General features: G+C 52.0%; 14 protein-coding genes, 1 tRNA gene and 1 pseudogene. 14 read left to right on the top strand and 2 right to left on the bottom strand.

What is annotated here, in order from left to right:
- Positions 1 to 21 precede the first annotated feature (21 nt).
- On the top strand, positions 22 to 918 hold the full coding sequence (gene ldtA, locus ACMGGM_RS05520; protein WP_250365870.1) for a L,D-transpeptidase: 897 nt from the start codon (positions 22 to 24) through the stop codon (positions 916 to 918).
- 75 nt (positions 919 to 993) lie between these two features.
- Here ldtA and ACMGGM_RS05515 read toward each other — a convergent pair.
- Positions 994 to 1,069, bottom strand: a tRNA-Asn gene (locus tag ACMGGM_RS05515).
- Between the two features lie 320 nt (positions 1,070 to 1,389).
- Between ACMGGM_RS05515 and nac the strand changes: the two genes are divergently transcribed.
- From nac to ACMGGM_RS05450, 13 genes and pseudogenes are all read left to right on the top strand, one after another.
- On the top strand, positions 1,390 to 2,307 hold the full coding sequence (gene nac, locus ACMGGM_RS05510; RefSeq protein WP_014884446.1) for a nitrogen assimilation transcriptional regulator NAC: 918 nt from the start codon (positions 1,390 to 1,392) through the stop codon (positions 2,305 to 2,307).
- A 96-nt stretch (positions 2,308 to 2,403) separates the two neighbouring features.
- Positions 2,404 to 3,355: pseudogene (gene cbl / locus ACMGGM_RS05505) on the top strand (HTH-type transcriptional regulator Cbl).
- Between the two features lie 507 nt (positions 3,356 to 3,862).
- The gene (locus ACMGGM_RS05500) at positions 3,863 to 4,267 is read left to right on the top strand and encodes a Rid family hydrolase (RefSeq protein ID WP_032629102.1); all 405 of its coding nucleotides are present in this window, start codon (positions 3,863 to 3,865) and stop codon (positions 4,265 to 4,267) included.
- The gene (locus ACMGGM_RS05495; RefSeq protein WP_023330847.1) at positions 4,260 to 5,450 is read left to right on the top strand and encodes an MFS transporter; all 1,191 of its coding nucleotides are present in this window, start codon (positions 4,260 to 4,262) and stop codon (positions 5,448 to 5,450) included. The genes ACMGGM_RS05500 and ACMGGM_RS05495 overlap by 8 nt, the downstream gene beginning before the upstream one ends.
- Before the next feature lie 48 nt (positions 5,451 to 5,498).
- The gene (locus ACMGGM_RS05490) at positions 5,499 to 6,749 is read left to right on the top strand and encodes a cation:proton antiporter (protein ID WP_014884443.1); all 1,251 of its coding nucleotides are present in this window, start codon (positions 5,499 to 5,501) and stop codon (positions 6,747 to 6,749) included.
- 4 nt (positions 6,750 to 6,753) lie between these two features.
- Positions 6,754 to 7,017, top strand: a complete 264-nt coding sequence (locus tag ACMGGM_RS05485) for an acyl carrier protein (RefSeq protein ID WP_014884442.1) — start codon at positions 6,754 to 6,756, stop codon at positions 7,015 to 7,017.
- 2 nt (positions 7,018 to 7,019) lie between these two features.
- Entirely contained in the window at positions 7,020 to 8,465 is a 1,446-nt protein-coding gene (locus ACMGGM_RS05480; protein ID WP_014884441.1) for a class I adenylate-forming enzyme family protein, read from the top strand.
- A 9-nt stretch (positions 8,466 to 8,474) separates the two neighbouring features.
- Entirely contained in the window at positions 8,475 to 9,158 is a 684-nt protein-coding gene (locus tag ACMGGM_RS05475) for a hypothetical protein (RefSeq protein ID WP_014884440.1), read from the top strand.
- A gap of 59 nt (positions 9,159 to 9,217) precedes the next feature.
- Positions 9,218 to 10,333: a beta-ketoacyl synthase N-terminal-like domain-containing protein gene (locus ACMGGM_RS05470; RefSeq protein ID WP_045134949.1), complete on the top strand. Its 1,116-nt coding sequence runs from the start codon at positions 9,218 to 9,220 to the stop codon at positions 10,331 to 10,333.
- A gap of 15 nt (positions 10,334 to 10,348) precedes the next feature.
- Positions 10,349 to 10,837 carry a hypothetical protein gene (locus tag ACMGGM_RS05465; protein WP_045134950.1) on the top strand — a complete coding sequence of 163 codons (489 nt, stop codon included), beginning with the start codon at positions 10,349 to 10,351 and terminating at the stop codon, positions 10,835 to 10,837.
- A 19-nt stretch (positions 10,838 to 10,856) separates the two neighbouring features.
- Entirely contained in the window at positions 10,857 to 12,548 is a 1,692-nt protein-coding gene (locus ACMGGM_RS05460) for an NAD(P)/FAD-dependent oxidoreductase (RefSeq protein WP_045134951.1), read from the top strand.
- A gap of 42 nt (positions 12,549 to 12,590) precedes the next feature.
- Positions 12,591 to 13,901: an aminotransferase class III-fold pyridoxal phosphate-dependent enzyme gene (locus ACMGGM_RS05455; protein ID WP_023338514.1), complete on the top strand. Its 1,311-nt coding sequence runs from the start codon at positions 12,591 to 12,593 to the stop codon at positions 13,899 to 13,901.
- 1 nt (position 13,902) lies between these two features.
- Positions 13,903 to 14,397 (top strand): flavin reductase family protein, encoded by a 495-nt coding sequence (locus tag ACMGGM_RS05450; RefSeq protein WP_023337497.1) that lies wholly within the window; start codon positions 13,903 to 13,905, stop codon positions 14,395 to 14,397.
- Between the two features lie 42 nt (positions 14,398 to 14,439).
- On the opposite strand, the gene ACMGGM_RS05445 is transcribed toward ACMGGM_RS05450, so the two are convergent.
- Entirely contained in the window at positions 14,440 to 15,048 is a 609-nt protein-coding gene (locus tag ACMGGM_RS05445; protein ID WP_014884434.1) for a glutathione S-transferase family protein, read from the bottom strand.
- Between the last annotated feature and the right edge of the window lie 77 nt (positions 15,049 to 15,125).

Here is a 15,125-nt window from a genome sequence, read left to right as displayed (position 1 = left end):
CTTTTTTGAGCGCAGGAAACTATGATTCGATTTATCTGGTTCGTCCTTACGCTGTGTGCCGCTGTTCCCGGTGCGTTTGCCGTAACCTATACCCTACCGCCGGAAGGCAGTCGTCTGGTGGGAACGCCGATTATCGTCACCGTTCCGCAGGGCAACACGCTGCCTCTGGAGGCTTTCGCCGCGCAGCACGGACAGGGCCTAAGCAATATGCTTGAAGCAAACCCGGGCGTGGATCCTTTTCTGCCTACGTCCGGCACCCGGCTGGTGATCCCCCAGCAACTGATTTTGCCCGACACCGTCCGCGAGGGGATTGTCGTGAACGTGGCGGAAATGCGTCTCTACTATTATCCACCGGGCAGTAATACCGTTGACGTATTGCCCATCGGCATCGGTCAGGCCGGGCGTGAAACTCCGCGAAACTGGTTAACGGCCGTTGAGCGTAAGCAGGAAGGCCCCACCTGGTCTCCGACGCCGAATACGCGTCGCGCCTATGCGGCTGAGGGGAAAACGCTTCCGGCCTTCGTGCCCGCCGGGCCGGATAACCCGATGGGCCTGTATGCGATATATATCGGCAGGCTGTATGCGATTCACGGCACCAACTCGAATTTCGGTATCGGGCTACGGGTTAGCCAGGGATGTATTCGTCTGCGTAACGCCGATATCAAATATCTTTTCGATAATGTTCCCGTGGGCACCCGTGTGCAGATTATCGATCGCCCCGTTAAAGTGACGACAGAGCCGGACGGTAGCCGGTGGGTGGAGGTTCACGAACCGCTATCACGCAATCGGGCGGAATTCGAGTCAACCCGGAAAGTGCCTCTGCCCATTTCGGCCGCGCAGCGGACGCAGTTGATTAACGAGGGCGCGGGAGCGGAGCTGGAACGTCGGTCGGGGATGCCGGTTAAGATCGGTATGTGAGGCGAAGCCGCCACCCGACAATTTTACCAGATGCAGAAAAGCAAAAAGCCTGCTTAAAAGCAGGCTTTTCAAATTTGGCTCCTCTGACTGGACTCGAACCAGTGACATACGGATTAACAGTCCGCCGTTCTACCGACTGAACTACAGAGGAATCGTGTGAACGGGGCGCATATTATCGACGTCAGCCGCGCTTGTCAAAGGGTGGATCAACGCCTTTTGATCGTTTGCTGACAAAATCGGCAATGTGATGTTTTTGACAGCGTAATGCACCGCTTTGGTGCGTATATACCTCTAATGGGGCAGATCATAAACTGCTGTTTCAGTAATAAAACCCCCCTCCATGATTAGGTTTCCTTATTTTCAGGCGCTTAGCGAGGAATTCAGACCGCCCGGTAAAAGTGGCATTCATATTGCAAAACCTGTTCAACAACGATAGCCAGTACCGGCAAAGCATTTCGAACAGGGGGCAAAATGAACTTAAGACGACTGAAATACTTCGTAAAAATCGTCGATATCGGCAGCCTGACTCAAGCAGCAGAAGTGCTGCATATCGCGCAGCCTGCGCTGAGCCAGCAGGTGGCTACTCTGGAAGGCGAGATGGATCAGCAATTATTGATTCGTACCAAACGCGGCGTCACGCCAACGGAAGCCGGAAAAATTCTTTATACCCATGCCCGCACTATTCTGCGCCAGTGCGAACAGGCGCAACTGGCGGTCAACAACGTCGGCCAGACCCTCAGCGGGCACGTTTCCATTGGTCTTGCGCCGGGCACTGCGGCGTCTTCTATCACCATGCCGCTGCTGCAGGCCGTTCGTGCTGAGCTACCGGAAGTGCTGGTCTATCTGCACGAGAACAGCGGTTCGGTACTCAATGACAAACTGCTCAATGGCCAGCTGGATATGGCGGTCCTTTACGATCGTTCTCCGGTCGCCGGGATCACCAGCCAGCCGCTGCTGAAAGAAGATCTCTACCTCGTGGGCACCCGCGACTGTCCGGGGCAGAGCGTCGATCTTACCGCCGTGGCAGAAATGAACCTCTATCTGCCGCGTGATTACAGCGCCGTGCGTGTGCGCGTGGATGAAGCATTCTCCCTGCGTCGCCTGACGGCCAAAATCATCGGCGAGATCGACTCACTCTCCACGCTGACCGCGGCCATTGCCAGCGGAATGGGCGTCACCGTGTTGCCAGAATCCGCAGCGCGCTCGCTCTGCAGTGCGGCAAATGGCTGGATGGCACGGATCACTACGCCTTCGATGAGCCTGCCGCTGTCGCTCAACATGTCCGCACGCGGCTCGCTGACGCCACAGGCGCAGGCGGTAAAAGAGATTTTGATGTCGCTGGTCAGCAAGCCATCGCTTGAGAACCGTGAACTCCAGCTCGTGAGCTGATATTCCATAAAAGCATAAGTTGCGGGTTTTTATTATTTGTTCTGCAGTGCGGCTGACTCTAACAATAGCGTTATGTCAGATGCGCCGGAGTGAATCGTGAATTTCCAGCAACTTAAAATTATCCGTGAGGCGGCCAGGCGGGATTACAACCTGACCGAGGTCGCCAATATGCTTTATACCTCTCAGTCCGGCGTCAGTCGCCATATCCGCGAGCTGGAAGAAGAACTGGGGATAGAGATTTTTATCCGTCGCGGCAAACGTCTGCTTGGCATGACGGAGCCGGGCAAAGCCTTGCTGACCATTGCGGAGCGGATCCTCAACGAAGCCAGCAATGTGCGCCGCCTGGCGGATCTCTTCACGAATGACGCCTCGGGCGTCCTCACCATCGCCACCACCCACACCCAGGCGCGTTACAGCCTGCCGCCGGTGATTAAAGCTTTCCGTGAACTTTTCCCTGACGTCCGCCTGGAGCTTATCCAGGGGACGCCGCAGGAAATTGAAGTGCTGCTGCAAAACGGTGGGGCAGATATCGGCATTGCCAGTGAACGCCTGAGCAACGACCCGCTGCTGGTGGCTTTTCCCTGGTTCCGCTGGTATCACAGTTTGTTGCTCCCCGCCGATCATCCGTTGAATCAGGTTTCGCCCCTGACGCTGGAAGACATTGCCAAATGGCCGCTGATTACCTATCGCCAGGGCATTACCGGACGCTCGCGCATTGATGAAGCCTTCAACCGCAAAGGGCTCACGCCGGACGTGGTGCTGAGCGCACAGGACTCTGATGTAATCAAAACCTACGTCGAGCTCGGGCTGGGCATAGGTCTGGTGGCAGAACTAGTCCAGTGGCGAACGCGAGGGGGGAGATCTGGTGCGTCTTGATACACGTCATCTGTTTGATGCTAATACCGTATGGCTCGGCCTGAAGCGTGGACAGCTGCAGCGCAACTATGTGTGGCGCTTTATCGAACTTTGCAACGCCGGGCTGTCCGTTGATGAGATTAAACGTCAGGTGATGGAGCCAGAAGAAGTGGCGATTGATTATCAGATTTAAGCCCTTTCTAGCACCCGTCTCCGTCGACAAGAAGCACAAGCCTGCAATTAAAGCAGGCTTTTTTATTGAAACCGTTTAATTTCCTGACCGCTTATTCTTAAGAATACCCTGATTAACAACGATACTCTGTAACGTCATAAGGTTGTCTTATATTTAAATATTTCTCATATTTTCCATTGAGTTACATATAAAAATAAATAACGAAATATGATTCTTTTAGGTGAGGGTAATATTTGCGTGCGGTAAAAACTCGCGGTTAAATAAAAGAGTCATTATTTTAATACTCAGCTCATTTAATTGCCGTTATCTGCGGGAAATTTTCTGCCTTATTTATCATTTAATTTTATTAATTTAGATATTGATTGGTTAGCTGTGCTTACAGCTTATCCAGGAAATGCTTACTTAATTACCTGCTAAATTTCAGGTCAATTTTTTGTTATTTTTTCTGGACAAATTTGATTGGGTTGTAATATGTTTGTTTCACCCTGTGATGAAAGGCATGACATTGTGGAATCAAAAAGACTTATTACTTCTGGCAGCAGCTGGGAGGAGGCTTTCGGTTTCTCGCGAGCGGTAGAAGCAGACGGTTGGCTATATATTTCGAAAACGGGACCTCTTAATTCTTGTGGTGAGATTGAATCTGATGACATCTCACTGCAAACGGAATGCGTTCTGAATAAGATCAAGGGGATACTTGAATCCAGTGGTTATGCAATAGACGATGTAATACAAAGCAGGCTGTATCTGACTGAAATTGAAGAATGGCAGCAGGTAGCGCGTATCCATGGGCACTATTTCCGTGATTCCCGACCTGCATTTACGTTATTGCATGTCTTACCGTTTCCCGAGAAAAAAATGAAAGTAGCAATTGATATTGTGGCAAAAAAAAGACAGGGGGCGATTAATGAGTGATATCGCGCAAGAAAATCCGGTTTCGCCGTTATTTATCTGGTTCGCCAGCATCGCGGCGGGTACGGCTATGGCAAATAACTATATTCTTCAGCCCGTATTGCCCGCTATCGCGGCATCTTTGCAGTTGCCTCTGTTTTATACCGGCTTCATTGCGGCGAGCATGCAAATAGGTTATATGCTGGGAATACTGTTTCTTGTTCCGCTTGGAGACAGCGTTAACCGTAAGAAACTGATTATTTCTCAGTTTATTCTCCTCTCACTTGCGCTCTTCGCCGCTTCCCTGACCCGTCAGCCGTTGCTCCTTTTTAGCGCGGGAATAGTGACAGGCGCCATGGCGACAAGCGCAGTGCAACTGAATGCGCTTGGATTTCACATTACGCCAAAAGGCGCTACGGTCGGACTGATCACCATGGGCATTTCGGCAGGAATTTTGCTCGCGAGGCTCGTGGGCGGCAGTCTGGCCGATGCGCTTGGCTGGCGAGGGATGCTGGCCATCGTCGCAGCCGTTATGGCCTCCATGGCGCTACTGGCCATCAGATGCCTGCCTGATGTTAAACCCGCAAGGGAGACGGGGTATCTGAGCGTCATGGTGCAATTGCCGGGCTTGCTGCGTAACGTGCGGCTTATTGAATCTGCCGTCACCGGAGGGGCATGGTTTTTCGTCTTTAGCCTGTTATGGGTGACCATCATGCTTCATCTGCAAAGACCGCCACTCCATCTGCCAGCGGGAACAGCCGGATTATTTGGCCTGGCGGGTATCGTCGGTCTTGTACTGGCGAACTATGCGGGGAAACTGGCTGACCGCTTCGGGTGTCGCAGCGTGATTTTTGGCGGAATGGTATTTGTGGTTGCGGGAATAGCCATACTATTTCTTTTTCCTGCGTCCTTACCGGGAATTACGCTGGGCATTATATTATTCGATTTAGGGTGTTTTGCCGCGCAGGTGGCTAACCAGACGCGTGTTCTCGGATTACATCCGGATAAAAGAAGCAGCCTCTATGCGCTTTATATGTTCTTTTATTATGCATTGGGCGCAGCCGGATCCGTTACCGGTCCGTGGGTTTATGAAAGGTGGGACTGGCAGGGCATCTGTTTGCTGAGCCTCGTTATGGTGATGATAGCGATGATAACCACCGCGATGGGGTATTTTAACGAGAACAGCGTCGCCCACGTTTCGAACTAAACACTTTTAATATCATTAAACTCAACGCTAGCATTGGCGGGGATACCCATGTTTATTATTCAGCTTTCGGTCATTGTTTTTGCCTGCTATGTCGTCGGCAAACTTATGGAGCAAATAGGTCAAACACAGGTTATTGGCCATATTGCTGCAGGCGTTTTATTGGGACCGACTTTCTTTCCCGGAATAATGTCTCTGTTCTCATTTCAAACGTCTTTATTTAGCCAGGAGTCGCTGACCACCATAGATAAGCTGGCGAATCTGGGCATGATTCTGCTCATGTTCGATATTGGGTTGTCGCATTTTCATGGTCATAATCATGGCCGTCGAAAGCAGACTATCGCTGCATTGAAAATAGCGTTCCTGGGTATGCTGCTGCCGTTTATCGGTGGCATGTTAGCGGGAAATTCGGTACATGCCGAACTGGCGCCACAAACCGATCGTCTTTTATTTAATATCTTTATGGGAACGGCGCTGGCGGTATCCGCTCTGCCGGTCATTGTGCGAATCATTGAAGATTTAAAAATGCTTCACCTGGCCATCATTCCTCCCGTCATTACCGCTGCCATTCTTACCGATGTGACAGGCTGGGGGATTTTGGCTTTGGACAGCGTATTTGCCGCGGTTGAAGGAAAATCTGATTCGCTGTGGTCGTATTTGGCGGTCGTGACGGCAGCCCTGGTACTTTATGGGTTGGTGACCGGCAAAGTCGTGGTCCCCCTGCTTATACGGTATGCGCACAGGCCGGAGATGAGATTTCCGGCGATCATTTTTTGGATTTTGGTCAGCGCGTGGGGAGCGGAGTATCTTCACCTGCACAGTGGTTTCGGTGCCTTGCTGGCGGGCAGCATGTTCGCGCGGATCCCCGGGTTAGCGAAGCAATGGCATGCGAGTATGAACGGTTTCATGCACTATCTTTTACTTCCCGTATTGTTTGTCAGCGCCGGCCTGAAAACGCATTTCGACTTCAGTATGGCAACGCAGGACATTGCCTGGATAATTGGGTTCACCTTACTGGCATTTATAACCAAATTCAGTGGTGCTCTGCTCGGGGCGCGTATTTCAGGATATTCCCTTCGTGAAGCCTCCATGATTGGCGCGCTCATGAATACGCGTGGTCTGATGGAGCTGGTTGTGCTGTCTATCGGGCTCGAATTGCATCTTATTTCACAACGCGTCTACTCCATTATGGTCATCGTGGCGCTCGTGGTAACGGCAACCACACCGCCAATATTACGTTGGTTAAATAAAGAATCATCTTCCGCTGTAGTAAATAAAACACTTGAAAACATTAAAGGGTAAAATTATGAAACTGGATATGCCTGTAATTGTCGATCGTATTAAAGAAATCATCGCTGAACGTATTGGTCTGGATGTCGAGCGCGAAGATATTGCTGACGAGACCGGTCTCGCCTCAATGGTAGGAATGGATTCTATTGGATTTGTAGAATTACGCTTCCAGTGTGAGGAAGAGTTTAATATTAAAGTTGAAGATAAAGAGTTTTCGCCCGCGAATTTTTATTCGTGCCAAACCCTTTCGCGTTTCATTATGAATAAGCTTGGAGCCTGAGAATGTTAACGCGAGCAGAAGAATGTGCCGCATTTGTTCCCTATGAGCCTGCCGGTTTATTTTCTCCGGTGCAGGCAACGTCTGCGGTGGGGACCAGCGGCACTGAAGGAGAGAGTTATCAATACTATGTCGATTACTGGCAGCGGCAGAGTCTGGAACCCGGTCGGGTGGTGCTGATAGCGATGCCGAACTGCCCGGACTTGATGTATATGTTCTTTGCTGTCCTCAACAGTGGCTTTGTGCCTGCGCTGATCCCGCCGCTCACGCCAGCAGAACGCATCCTGCAGATGCTTGAGGACTTTGCGGCGGGGGCGCTGGTGCGTACGCCGGTTCAGCCAGGACGATGGCAGGAGCTGGGCGTAAGCGCAGCTGAACCCCTCGGGCGCTGGCAGGTGGGAAAATGCCGTGATGGCGGACCCGTACAGACACAGCCGGGGCAGGTCGTGATAGCCACGTCCGGCACGTCGTCGTCGTTCAGCAGCGGCTGTGTCCATCATTTTGATTCGCTGCGGCGTAACGCGCTGCGTCATGCCAAAAGTATCGGCATGAGCGCCAGCGACAGGGTATTGATCAGTTTGCCGATGTGCTATTCCACCGCGCTGGTTGCCCAGATGATTGCTGCCCTGGAGACGGGCTGCGAAATTGTTATCAGTGGACCTCCGTTTTCTGTACCCCATTATCTGGATGATTTACAGCGATACGGCGTGACCCTCAGTTCGCTCACGCCCGTATTGCTGCGACAGTTGAACGCCTGGGAAACAACGCTTCCGCCGGGGTTAAACAAACTGACGATTGGGGGCGATTTGGCTGCGCCGAATGAGGTGGAAGCCTTTTTACTCCGACAGCCATGGCTTGAGTTATATCTGACTTATGGCATCAGTGAGGCCGGACCGCGGGTGTCGACATGCCCGGCTCATCTGCTGGGGAGAGGATATTATGCGTCAGCCGGACGTCCTATTGACCAGACGGACGTCCGTATCCTGCCCGGTGCAGACGGCCAGGACGGGCAGGGGGAGTTGCTAATTAGTTCTGATACGTTGCTCGTCAAGCGCATTGGGCGCGGTAACCGACAAACGTTCATTGAGCTTGATGGCAAACGCTGGCTTCGCACCGGAGACATCTTCTTCCAGGACGCTGATGGGTTCCTGTTTTTCAAAGGCAGAATCAGTGATTTTATTGTTATCAGGGATGAGAAAGTCAATATCGGCGCCGTTAAGCAGCTGTGCCGGGAAATTAAAGGGGTGATGACCTGCAAGACCCAAATTGTCAATGAAGGGGATCAAATTGCGGGATTCGATATTGTTTTGACCTGCGATGAATCAGTGATCAATGAAACTAATTGCCAGCAGCACAGTGCCAGCCTGCTGAAAAAGCTCAAACGCCACGAACGGCCACGTAATATAAACTTTGTTTATTGTGGCGCGGCCTCTTTAACACAATATAAGTAAGGTGATGTTATGAATGATGAACTTCGGGAACTGGCACGGGCAGTCATTGAAAAATATCACCTGGCGAGCCTTGATGATATTCTACGTGAAGTTCCAAAAACAATGTGCCATGTCCTTCAGGAATCAGATGTGTTTGAAACATGGCCGGCAGACATCGTTCGCCTCAAATTTCCTGAGGAGCATTGGGATTATTATATTTCACGTTACGAGCATTTTCGCGACGAGGTCATACGTAACCTGACACCTCAGGATTATCTTCGTGAAATGCTGGGTCAAACACAGCGCTTGCCCTGCTTCTGTTCGGAAATGGCCGATGTCTCGGCAATACTGTATAGCCAGATAATCAACAAGCCAGTGTATTCTCTTCGGAATATTTTTGTGAATTATCTTTATTTGCCCCGCCCCTGGCATTGTATTAATGCAGTGGTGGAAGATGATCGCATTCGATATTTTGATATTTCTGCTTATGCACAGGTTCTGGACCGTAAAAGAAGGAAAGTGGTTAAGCCTGCCGAGCTCGAAGGATTTGATGCGACAGACATCGCATTTGATTTTATTGAAAGTCCACGCTGGCTACAAAAAGAACCTTATCAACGAAAGATAGAATTAACTGCAGGCGAGATTAAAGATAATTTTTCTCCTTCTCCGCTTGAAGATAAACCTTCAAACGAATTTTTGCGCGCGTTCCACTGATATATCGTTAATTCACTTTAACCAGCTTACCGTACTATTTTGCGGTAAAGGAAAAAATGATGACTACTACAACGTATGTCGCCAATGTTGTCGGCATGGGATGGACAACTGCGTCTGGCGATCGTATCGAGGATGTTTTCCAGACTTTACTGGAAAAACAAACCGGTATTGCGCCTGCGCCATCGGATCGAGGCTTGCGTACCGATCTGGCCGCCATGCTGCCGGGTGAATGGCCTGCCGAAATGCGCGAAAAATTGATCGCTCTGACGAAACGCACGGCCCGCCAGGCGCTAGAGGATTCGGGTGCAGCAGAACCTGTGCCGGAGGAGCGACGCTTTTTGATTGTCGGAACCAGTCTGGGATTCCGCCTCGACAGCGAGGCGTTTTGCCGGGAGCCGCTCGACGGCTGGGTCAACGAGGTAGCGGAGTCGCTGGGAATGGAAGGGATAGCCCTTTCTACCGCCTGCTCCTCGGGCTCGGATGCTCTTCTTCTGGGGGCGCATTTAATTGCAACGGGGCAAGCCGATCTGTGCGTGTGCGGCGGCGCCGATATTCTTACTGATTCAAAACGTCTGGCCCATAGCGCATTAGGCACGCTCTCACTTTCTACCCTGAAATCGTTCGATGCTACACACGAAGGAACCATTCTCGGAGAAGGGGCCGGTTTTCTGGTGCTGCAACGAGAAGGCGGCTCTGCACCACGCGTGCTGGCAAGGCTTGTCGGTGCTGGGGCGTCTAACGATGCGGCAGGCTTGACCGCGCCGGATGAGCAAGGCAATGGTATCCGCCTGGCATTGCAGCGTGCCCTGACGCAGGCGGGACTTGAACCTGGCGATATTGCGCTTATTAATGCGCACGGTTCGGGTACCCTGACCAACGATCGGGTTGAAAGCAATGCCTATAACCAGTTTTTCACACATCGTCCCTGGGTCTTCGCGACGAAGGGCAATTTTGGCCATACGCTGGGGGCGACAGGGGCGCTGGAAGCCATCGCGCTCATTCATAGCCTCAATGCGGGCACGATCCCCCCGGTGTATGAACTGAAAAAGCCGATTGATGGCCTGCGTTTTAATTTACCTGCCGCGCAGCCTCAGCCCTTAACGGGAAAGACCGGGTTAAGCATGACGATTGGGTTTGGTGGTTTTAACACCTGCCTGATATTTACCGTAATGTAAAAGGTGGGGCAGCTAATGAAGATCGTTTCTACGAGTACCGCACGCTCATTAATCTGGTCAGATTTAGATGAGACCTTGCGCCGGGGGCTAAAAACAGCCGACCCATTGTCTTTAAATGTGCTGTTTACTGTCGATGAACTTTATCAACAGCACCAGGCATTGCTGGATAATCATCTTGAAAGCGTCGGGATTATTCAGTTTGGCACGGCATTCCCGGTGAATACCAGTGAGAAAATTATTCATGACATGGCAATAAAATCGCGCGTCTCTCCGGTCGATTTTATTAATGCCAATGTTGGGGCACCTATTTCCATTTGCTGTACGCGCTATCGCTTTCAGGGACCCACCATGGTGCTGACAATGCCGCAGCGCACTGGCAAAGAAATTGCCCTGTCTCTGGCGAGAGAATGGTTAACACAACAGGCAACATATCTTTTTCTGATTCAGGCAGATCACACGCGTGAACATGAAATCGAAATAACAACTCAGTTAGTCACTCAGTAATATTATTAAGGGTAAAGCAATGAAACAAAGTCATTATGATGTGGCCATCATCGGAAGCGGTATTGCAGGAACCATGCTCGGCGCTATTCTGGCAAAACAGAAATTAAACGTGGTAATTATTGATGCCGGTACCCATCCTCGCTTTGCCGTCGGAGAATCGATGGTGCCGGAAAGTGCTGTACTGTTGAAAATTCTGGCGCGTCAGTACAATATTCCTGAGCTGGCGTGGCCGGGGGAAATTCACGCGCTGATGGAAAATATTGGTACGTCGAGCGCCGGTATTAAACTGGCGTTCAGCTTTGCATGGAACGGTAAGAATAAAGCGCATAATCCCCAGGACGTTGTGTCGACACCGGTATTGTCGCCGGAAGCGCATCTGTTCCGTCAGGATGTTGATGCCTATTATCTGGCGCTGGCCGCACGTCTGGGGGCCGATATTCGCCAGCAAACCCGCATCCAGTCGATTGAAGAAACCGGCGACGGGATGCTGCTGGATCTGGGAAAAGAGCAGATAAAAGCCAGGTACGTCGTGGATGCAGCAGGCTATCGTTCACCGGTTGCCGATAAGTTTGGCCTGCGCGAAGGTGCTCGTGAGATGCAGAGCCGTACGCGTTCGTTGTTCACCCATATGACAGGGGTCAAACTGTATGAAGACGTCATCGCCTCAACGGACGTGACCGGTTCGCCGACCCCGCTCTCACAGAGCACGCTGCACCACATGTTTGAAGGCGGATGGCTGTGGATTATTCCGTTCAACAACCACCCCTATTCGACCAATACCTTATGCAGCGTCGGCCTGCAGTTCGATATTGATAAACATGGTCCCGCAGGCGATCCGGAAGAAGAGTTTACCCGTTTTCTCGATGAGCACCCCTCCGTTGCCCGTCACTTTGAGAGCGCGGCACGGGTACGCGAATGGACCGTTGCACCTCGTCTGAATTACACCAGCCGCGAAAGCGTAGGGGAGCGTTATTGCCTTTTAGGCCATGCAGTGGGCTTTGTCGATCCGCTGTTCTCGCGCGGGTTGGTGAATACGTTCGAATCGATTCTGCGCGTCGCGCCTAAAATTGTTCGTGCCGTCAGACAGGATGACTGGTCAGCAGCGAATTTCGCCAGCTATCAGGATTACAGCCTGGAAGTGGTGAAGGTAAACGACAGGCTGGTGGCAAATTCATTCACCGCATTTGATAGCTTCCCACTGTGGAATGCGTGGTTCCGTATCTGGATTAGCGGCAGTTACATCGGCGTGTTGCGTCTGCGTAAAATCCTCAGCGACTATCAGCAGCACGGTGATGACGAGCGGCTTGAGAAGGAATTTGAAAGCGCAACCTATCCGGGACATCTTTCCATTGAGAGCCCTTACTATGAGGCTATTTTCGATAAGGCCTGCGAAACAATGGAAGCCTATCGCGCCGGTAGCCTTCCAGAAAAAGAGGTGATTGCTACGCTTCATTCGCTTTTTGCTGACAACCGCGAGCATTTCCCCATCGATTTCTCTGATTTCACCAATCGTTACCTGTCCCGGGCAACGGAGGAATTTGCCGATTCTCTGTTCTACTGGGCTCATAACGCGCCTGGCGGAATCGGGCACTTGTTCGACCGCGGAGATAAACCGGTCCGTTTCGATTTCCTCGATCCTTACCGCTATGGCGATCGTCAGCAGTTAAACCAGCATGCAGATGCCATGTTGCAACAGGCGCGTCATCAATAACCTGACGGGCGGTTGTTCCGACCGCCCCCTGAGGAGAGCGTTATGGATACTGTAGTCGAGCAGCTTTTGCAGCGACGGGAGGGTGCCGTCGCCCGTGGTATTAACCAGATGCATCCGGTTTATATTCAACGAGCGGAAAATGCGGTGATGTATGACGTCAACAACCGTCGCTACATTGATTTTTCCGGCGGCATTGCCGCGCTCAATACCGGCCATCTTCATCCCAACGTCATCGCGGCCGTTGAGCGCCAGCTGCACCAGTTTACCCACAGCTGTTTTGCCGCCACCCCTTATGAATCGTATATCGCGGTGTGTGAACGTATTAACGCCTTAATGCCTGGAGATTTTGACCGACGGAGTTTTCTCCTGACGACGGGGTCCGAAGCGGTGGAAAGCGCGCTTAAGGTTGCCCGCGCGGCCACGCGGCGAAGCGGTGTGATTGTTTTCAGCGGTGCCTATCACGGGCGTACGTTTATGACCCTCGCGATGAACGGCAAAATTGCGCCCTACAGCCAGGGGATGGGGATTATGCCCGGCCCGGTCTTCCGGGCACCCTTCCCGCAGGGAGAGACGGAGCGTGATATTGCTCAGGCGCTGGCGGGCCTCAAGACGATATTAACGAGCGACATTGCCCCCCAGGATGTGGCCGCCATCGTCATTGAGCCCGTTCAGGGAGAGGGCGGGTTTTACGTCGTGCCGCCTGCGTTTATGCGTGCTCTGCGTGAACTCTGTGACCGGGAAGGCATCGTGTTAATCGCGGATGAAGTTCAGTCTGGCGCGGGACGCACGGGGACGTTCTTTGCTATGGAACAAACCGGTGTTGACGCCGATTTAATTGTGTTCGGTAAATCCGTTGCCGGCGGGCTTCCGCTGTCTGGCGTGGTGGGCCGTGAGTCGCTTATCAACCAGGTGGCACCGGGAGGTCTTGGTGGAACCTGGGCAGGCAACCCGCTTTCCTGCGCGGCGGCGCTGGCGGTACTTAAGCTCTTTGAAGAGACGGACCTGCTGGGCGCAGCCCGGCGTCTGGGTCAACGTCTGCGCTCCGCCTTAGTATCCATTGTCAGCCCTCTGTCGATTGGCTATGAGATACGCGGGACTGGCGCCATGATTGCGCTGGAGCTTTTTTCTCTGGAGCATGGAGAGCGAACGCCGGCGACCGGGCTTATCGATCGGTTAGTCAAAAGCTGTGCCCGTGAGGGGCTTATTCTTCTTAAATGCGGCAAACAGGCAAATGCTATCCGCTTTTTAATGCCGCTAACGATTGAAGACAGCGTTCTGGATGAAGGGCTGACAATTTTTGCCGGCGCGCTGCAGCAGCAGGTCGCGTCTTCAGGCTTAGCAGAGGTGAAATAAAATGGCGCAGTTTGATAGCCGAACATTACGGAACGTATTTGGTCAATTCGCAACTGGCGTGTGTGTCGTAACCATGATGGATAAAGATAACAATTTCCATGGGCTAACCATCAGCAGCTTTAACACCGTCTCCCTGGAACCCCCGCTGGTGCTCTGGAGCCTGCGCAAGCAATCCTGGTACGCTCAGCATTTTCTGGAGGCGGACGCCTTTGCGATAAATGTCCTGTCGGGCCATCAGCATCAGGTTAGCGATATTTTTGCCAGCGCGGGGAGCGACAAATTTCATCGCGTCGATCACCGGGTCAGCGGCTTTAAACTGCCTTTGATTGACGGGGCACTCGCGCATCTTGAGTGCAAAATGTGGCGTCAGGTAGACGGTGGCGATCACTGGATATTCATCGGTGAGGTGGTGGATTCGTTACATACTGAAGGTGAACCGCTCATCTTTTTCAACGGTCGCTATGCCACCACCGCGGGTCTGTCGATTCCTGCCTAAAAAAAAGGGGCTGAAAAGCCCCATAACACGCCGAGCGAAGCGTTAACTAAAAGGGTATTTTTTAAATGCCGCCTGGTTTTCGAAAACGTCGGCAACCGCCTGAATCTTTTTAAAATCCCCGGCGTTAACGACGTGAGGGATCATTGACTGAATAAATGTCCAGATAACCGTACTGGTGACAGCAACCTGATCGGCCACTGCATTTTCCGGACGGGCTTCCAGCAGCGCGTTCCATTCCCGACAGGCAGCCAGCAGCTGGACGGTAATACGTTCTATCCACGGATTATGTTGTTTCTCCGCCGGGCGCAGGTTGTGTTCGTACACATTTTGCACAGCTTTCTCCGCGGCGGCGAGGATAAAGCCCAGCGTCTGGAGATCGTTCGCCAGTGCATCCGGCGTCACGGGCAGGAGTCTCCGTTCAGGCGCGGCCTGAGCCTCAAAATAATTCAGTATGAGAGACGAGTCCATCAGACGTGTTCCATTCTCCAGAACCAGCGTTGGCGCTTTTACCGCAGGGTTAATCCGGGAAAATTCCTCAAATGTGCTGAATACGGACAACGGCTGGCTTTCAAACGCAACGCCATAAAGTTCCAGGGAGACCGCCACGCGGCGTACATAAGGAGAATCCATCATGCCAATCAGCTTTATCATGATTCCAGTTTTCCTGTCTGTGTGAAAAAACGCTTCATTGAAGATGATAAACAGACATTACAATAAATTCGTTATGG

This window comes from Enterobacter sp. BNK-14, assembly GCF_047456095.1.
Taxonomy (GTDB): Bacteria; Pseudomonadota; Gammaproteobacteria; order Enterobacterales; family Enterobacteriaceae; genus Enterobacter; species Enterobacter kobei.
The sequence above is the reverse complement of the archived record's forward strand: the minus strand, read 5'-3'. Positions and strand labels throughout refer to the sequence as shown.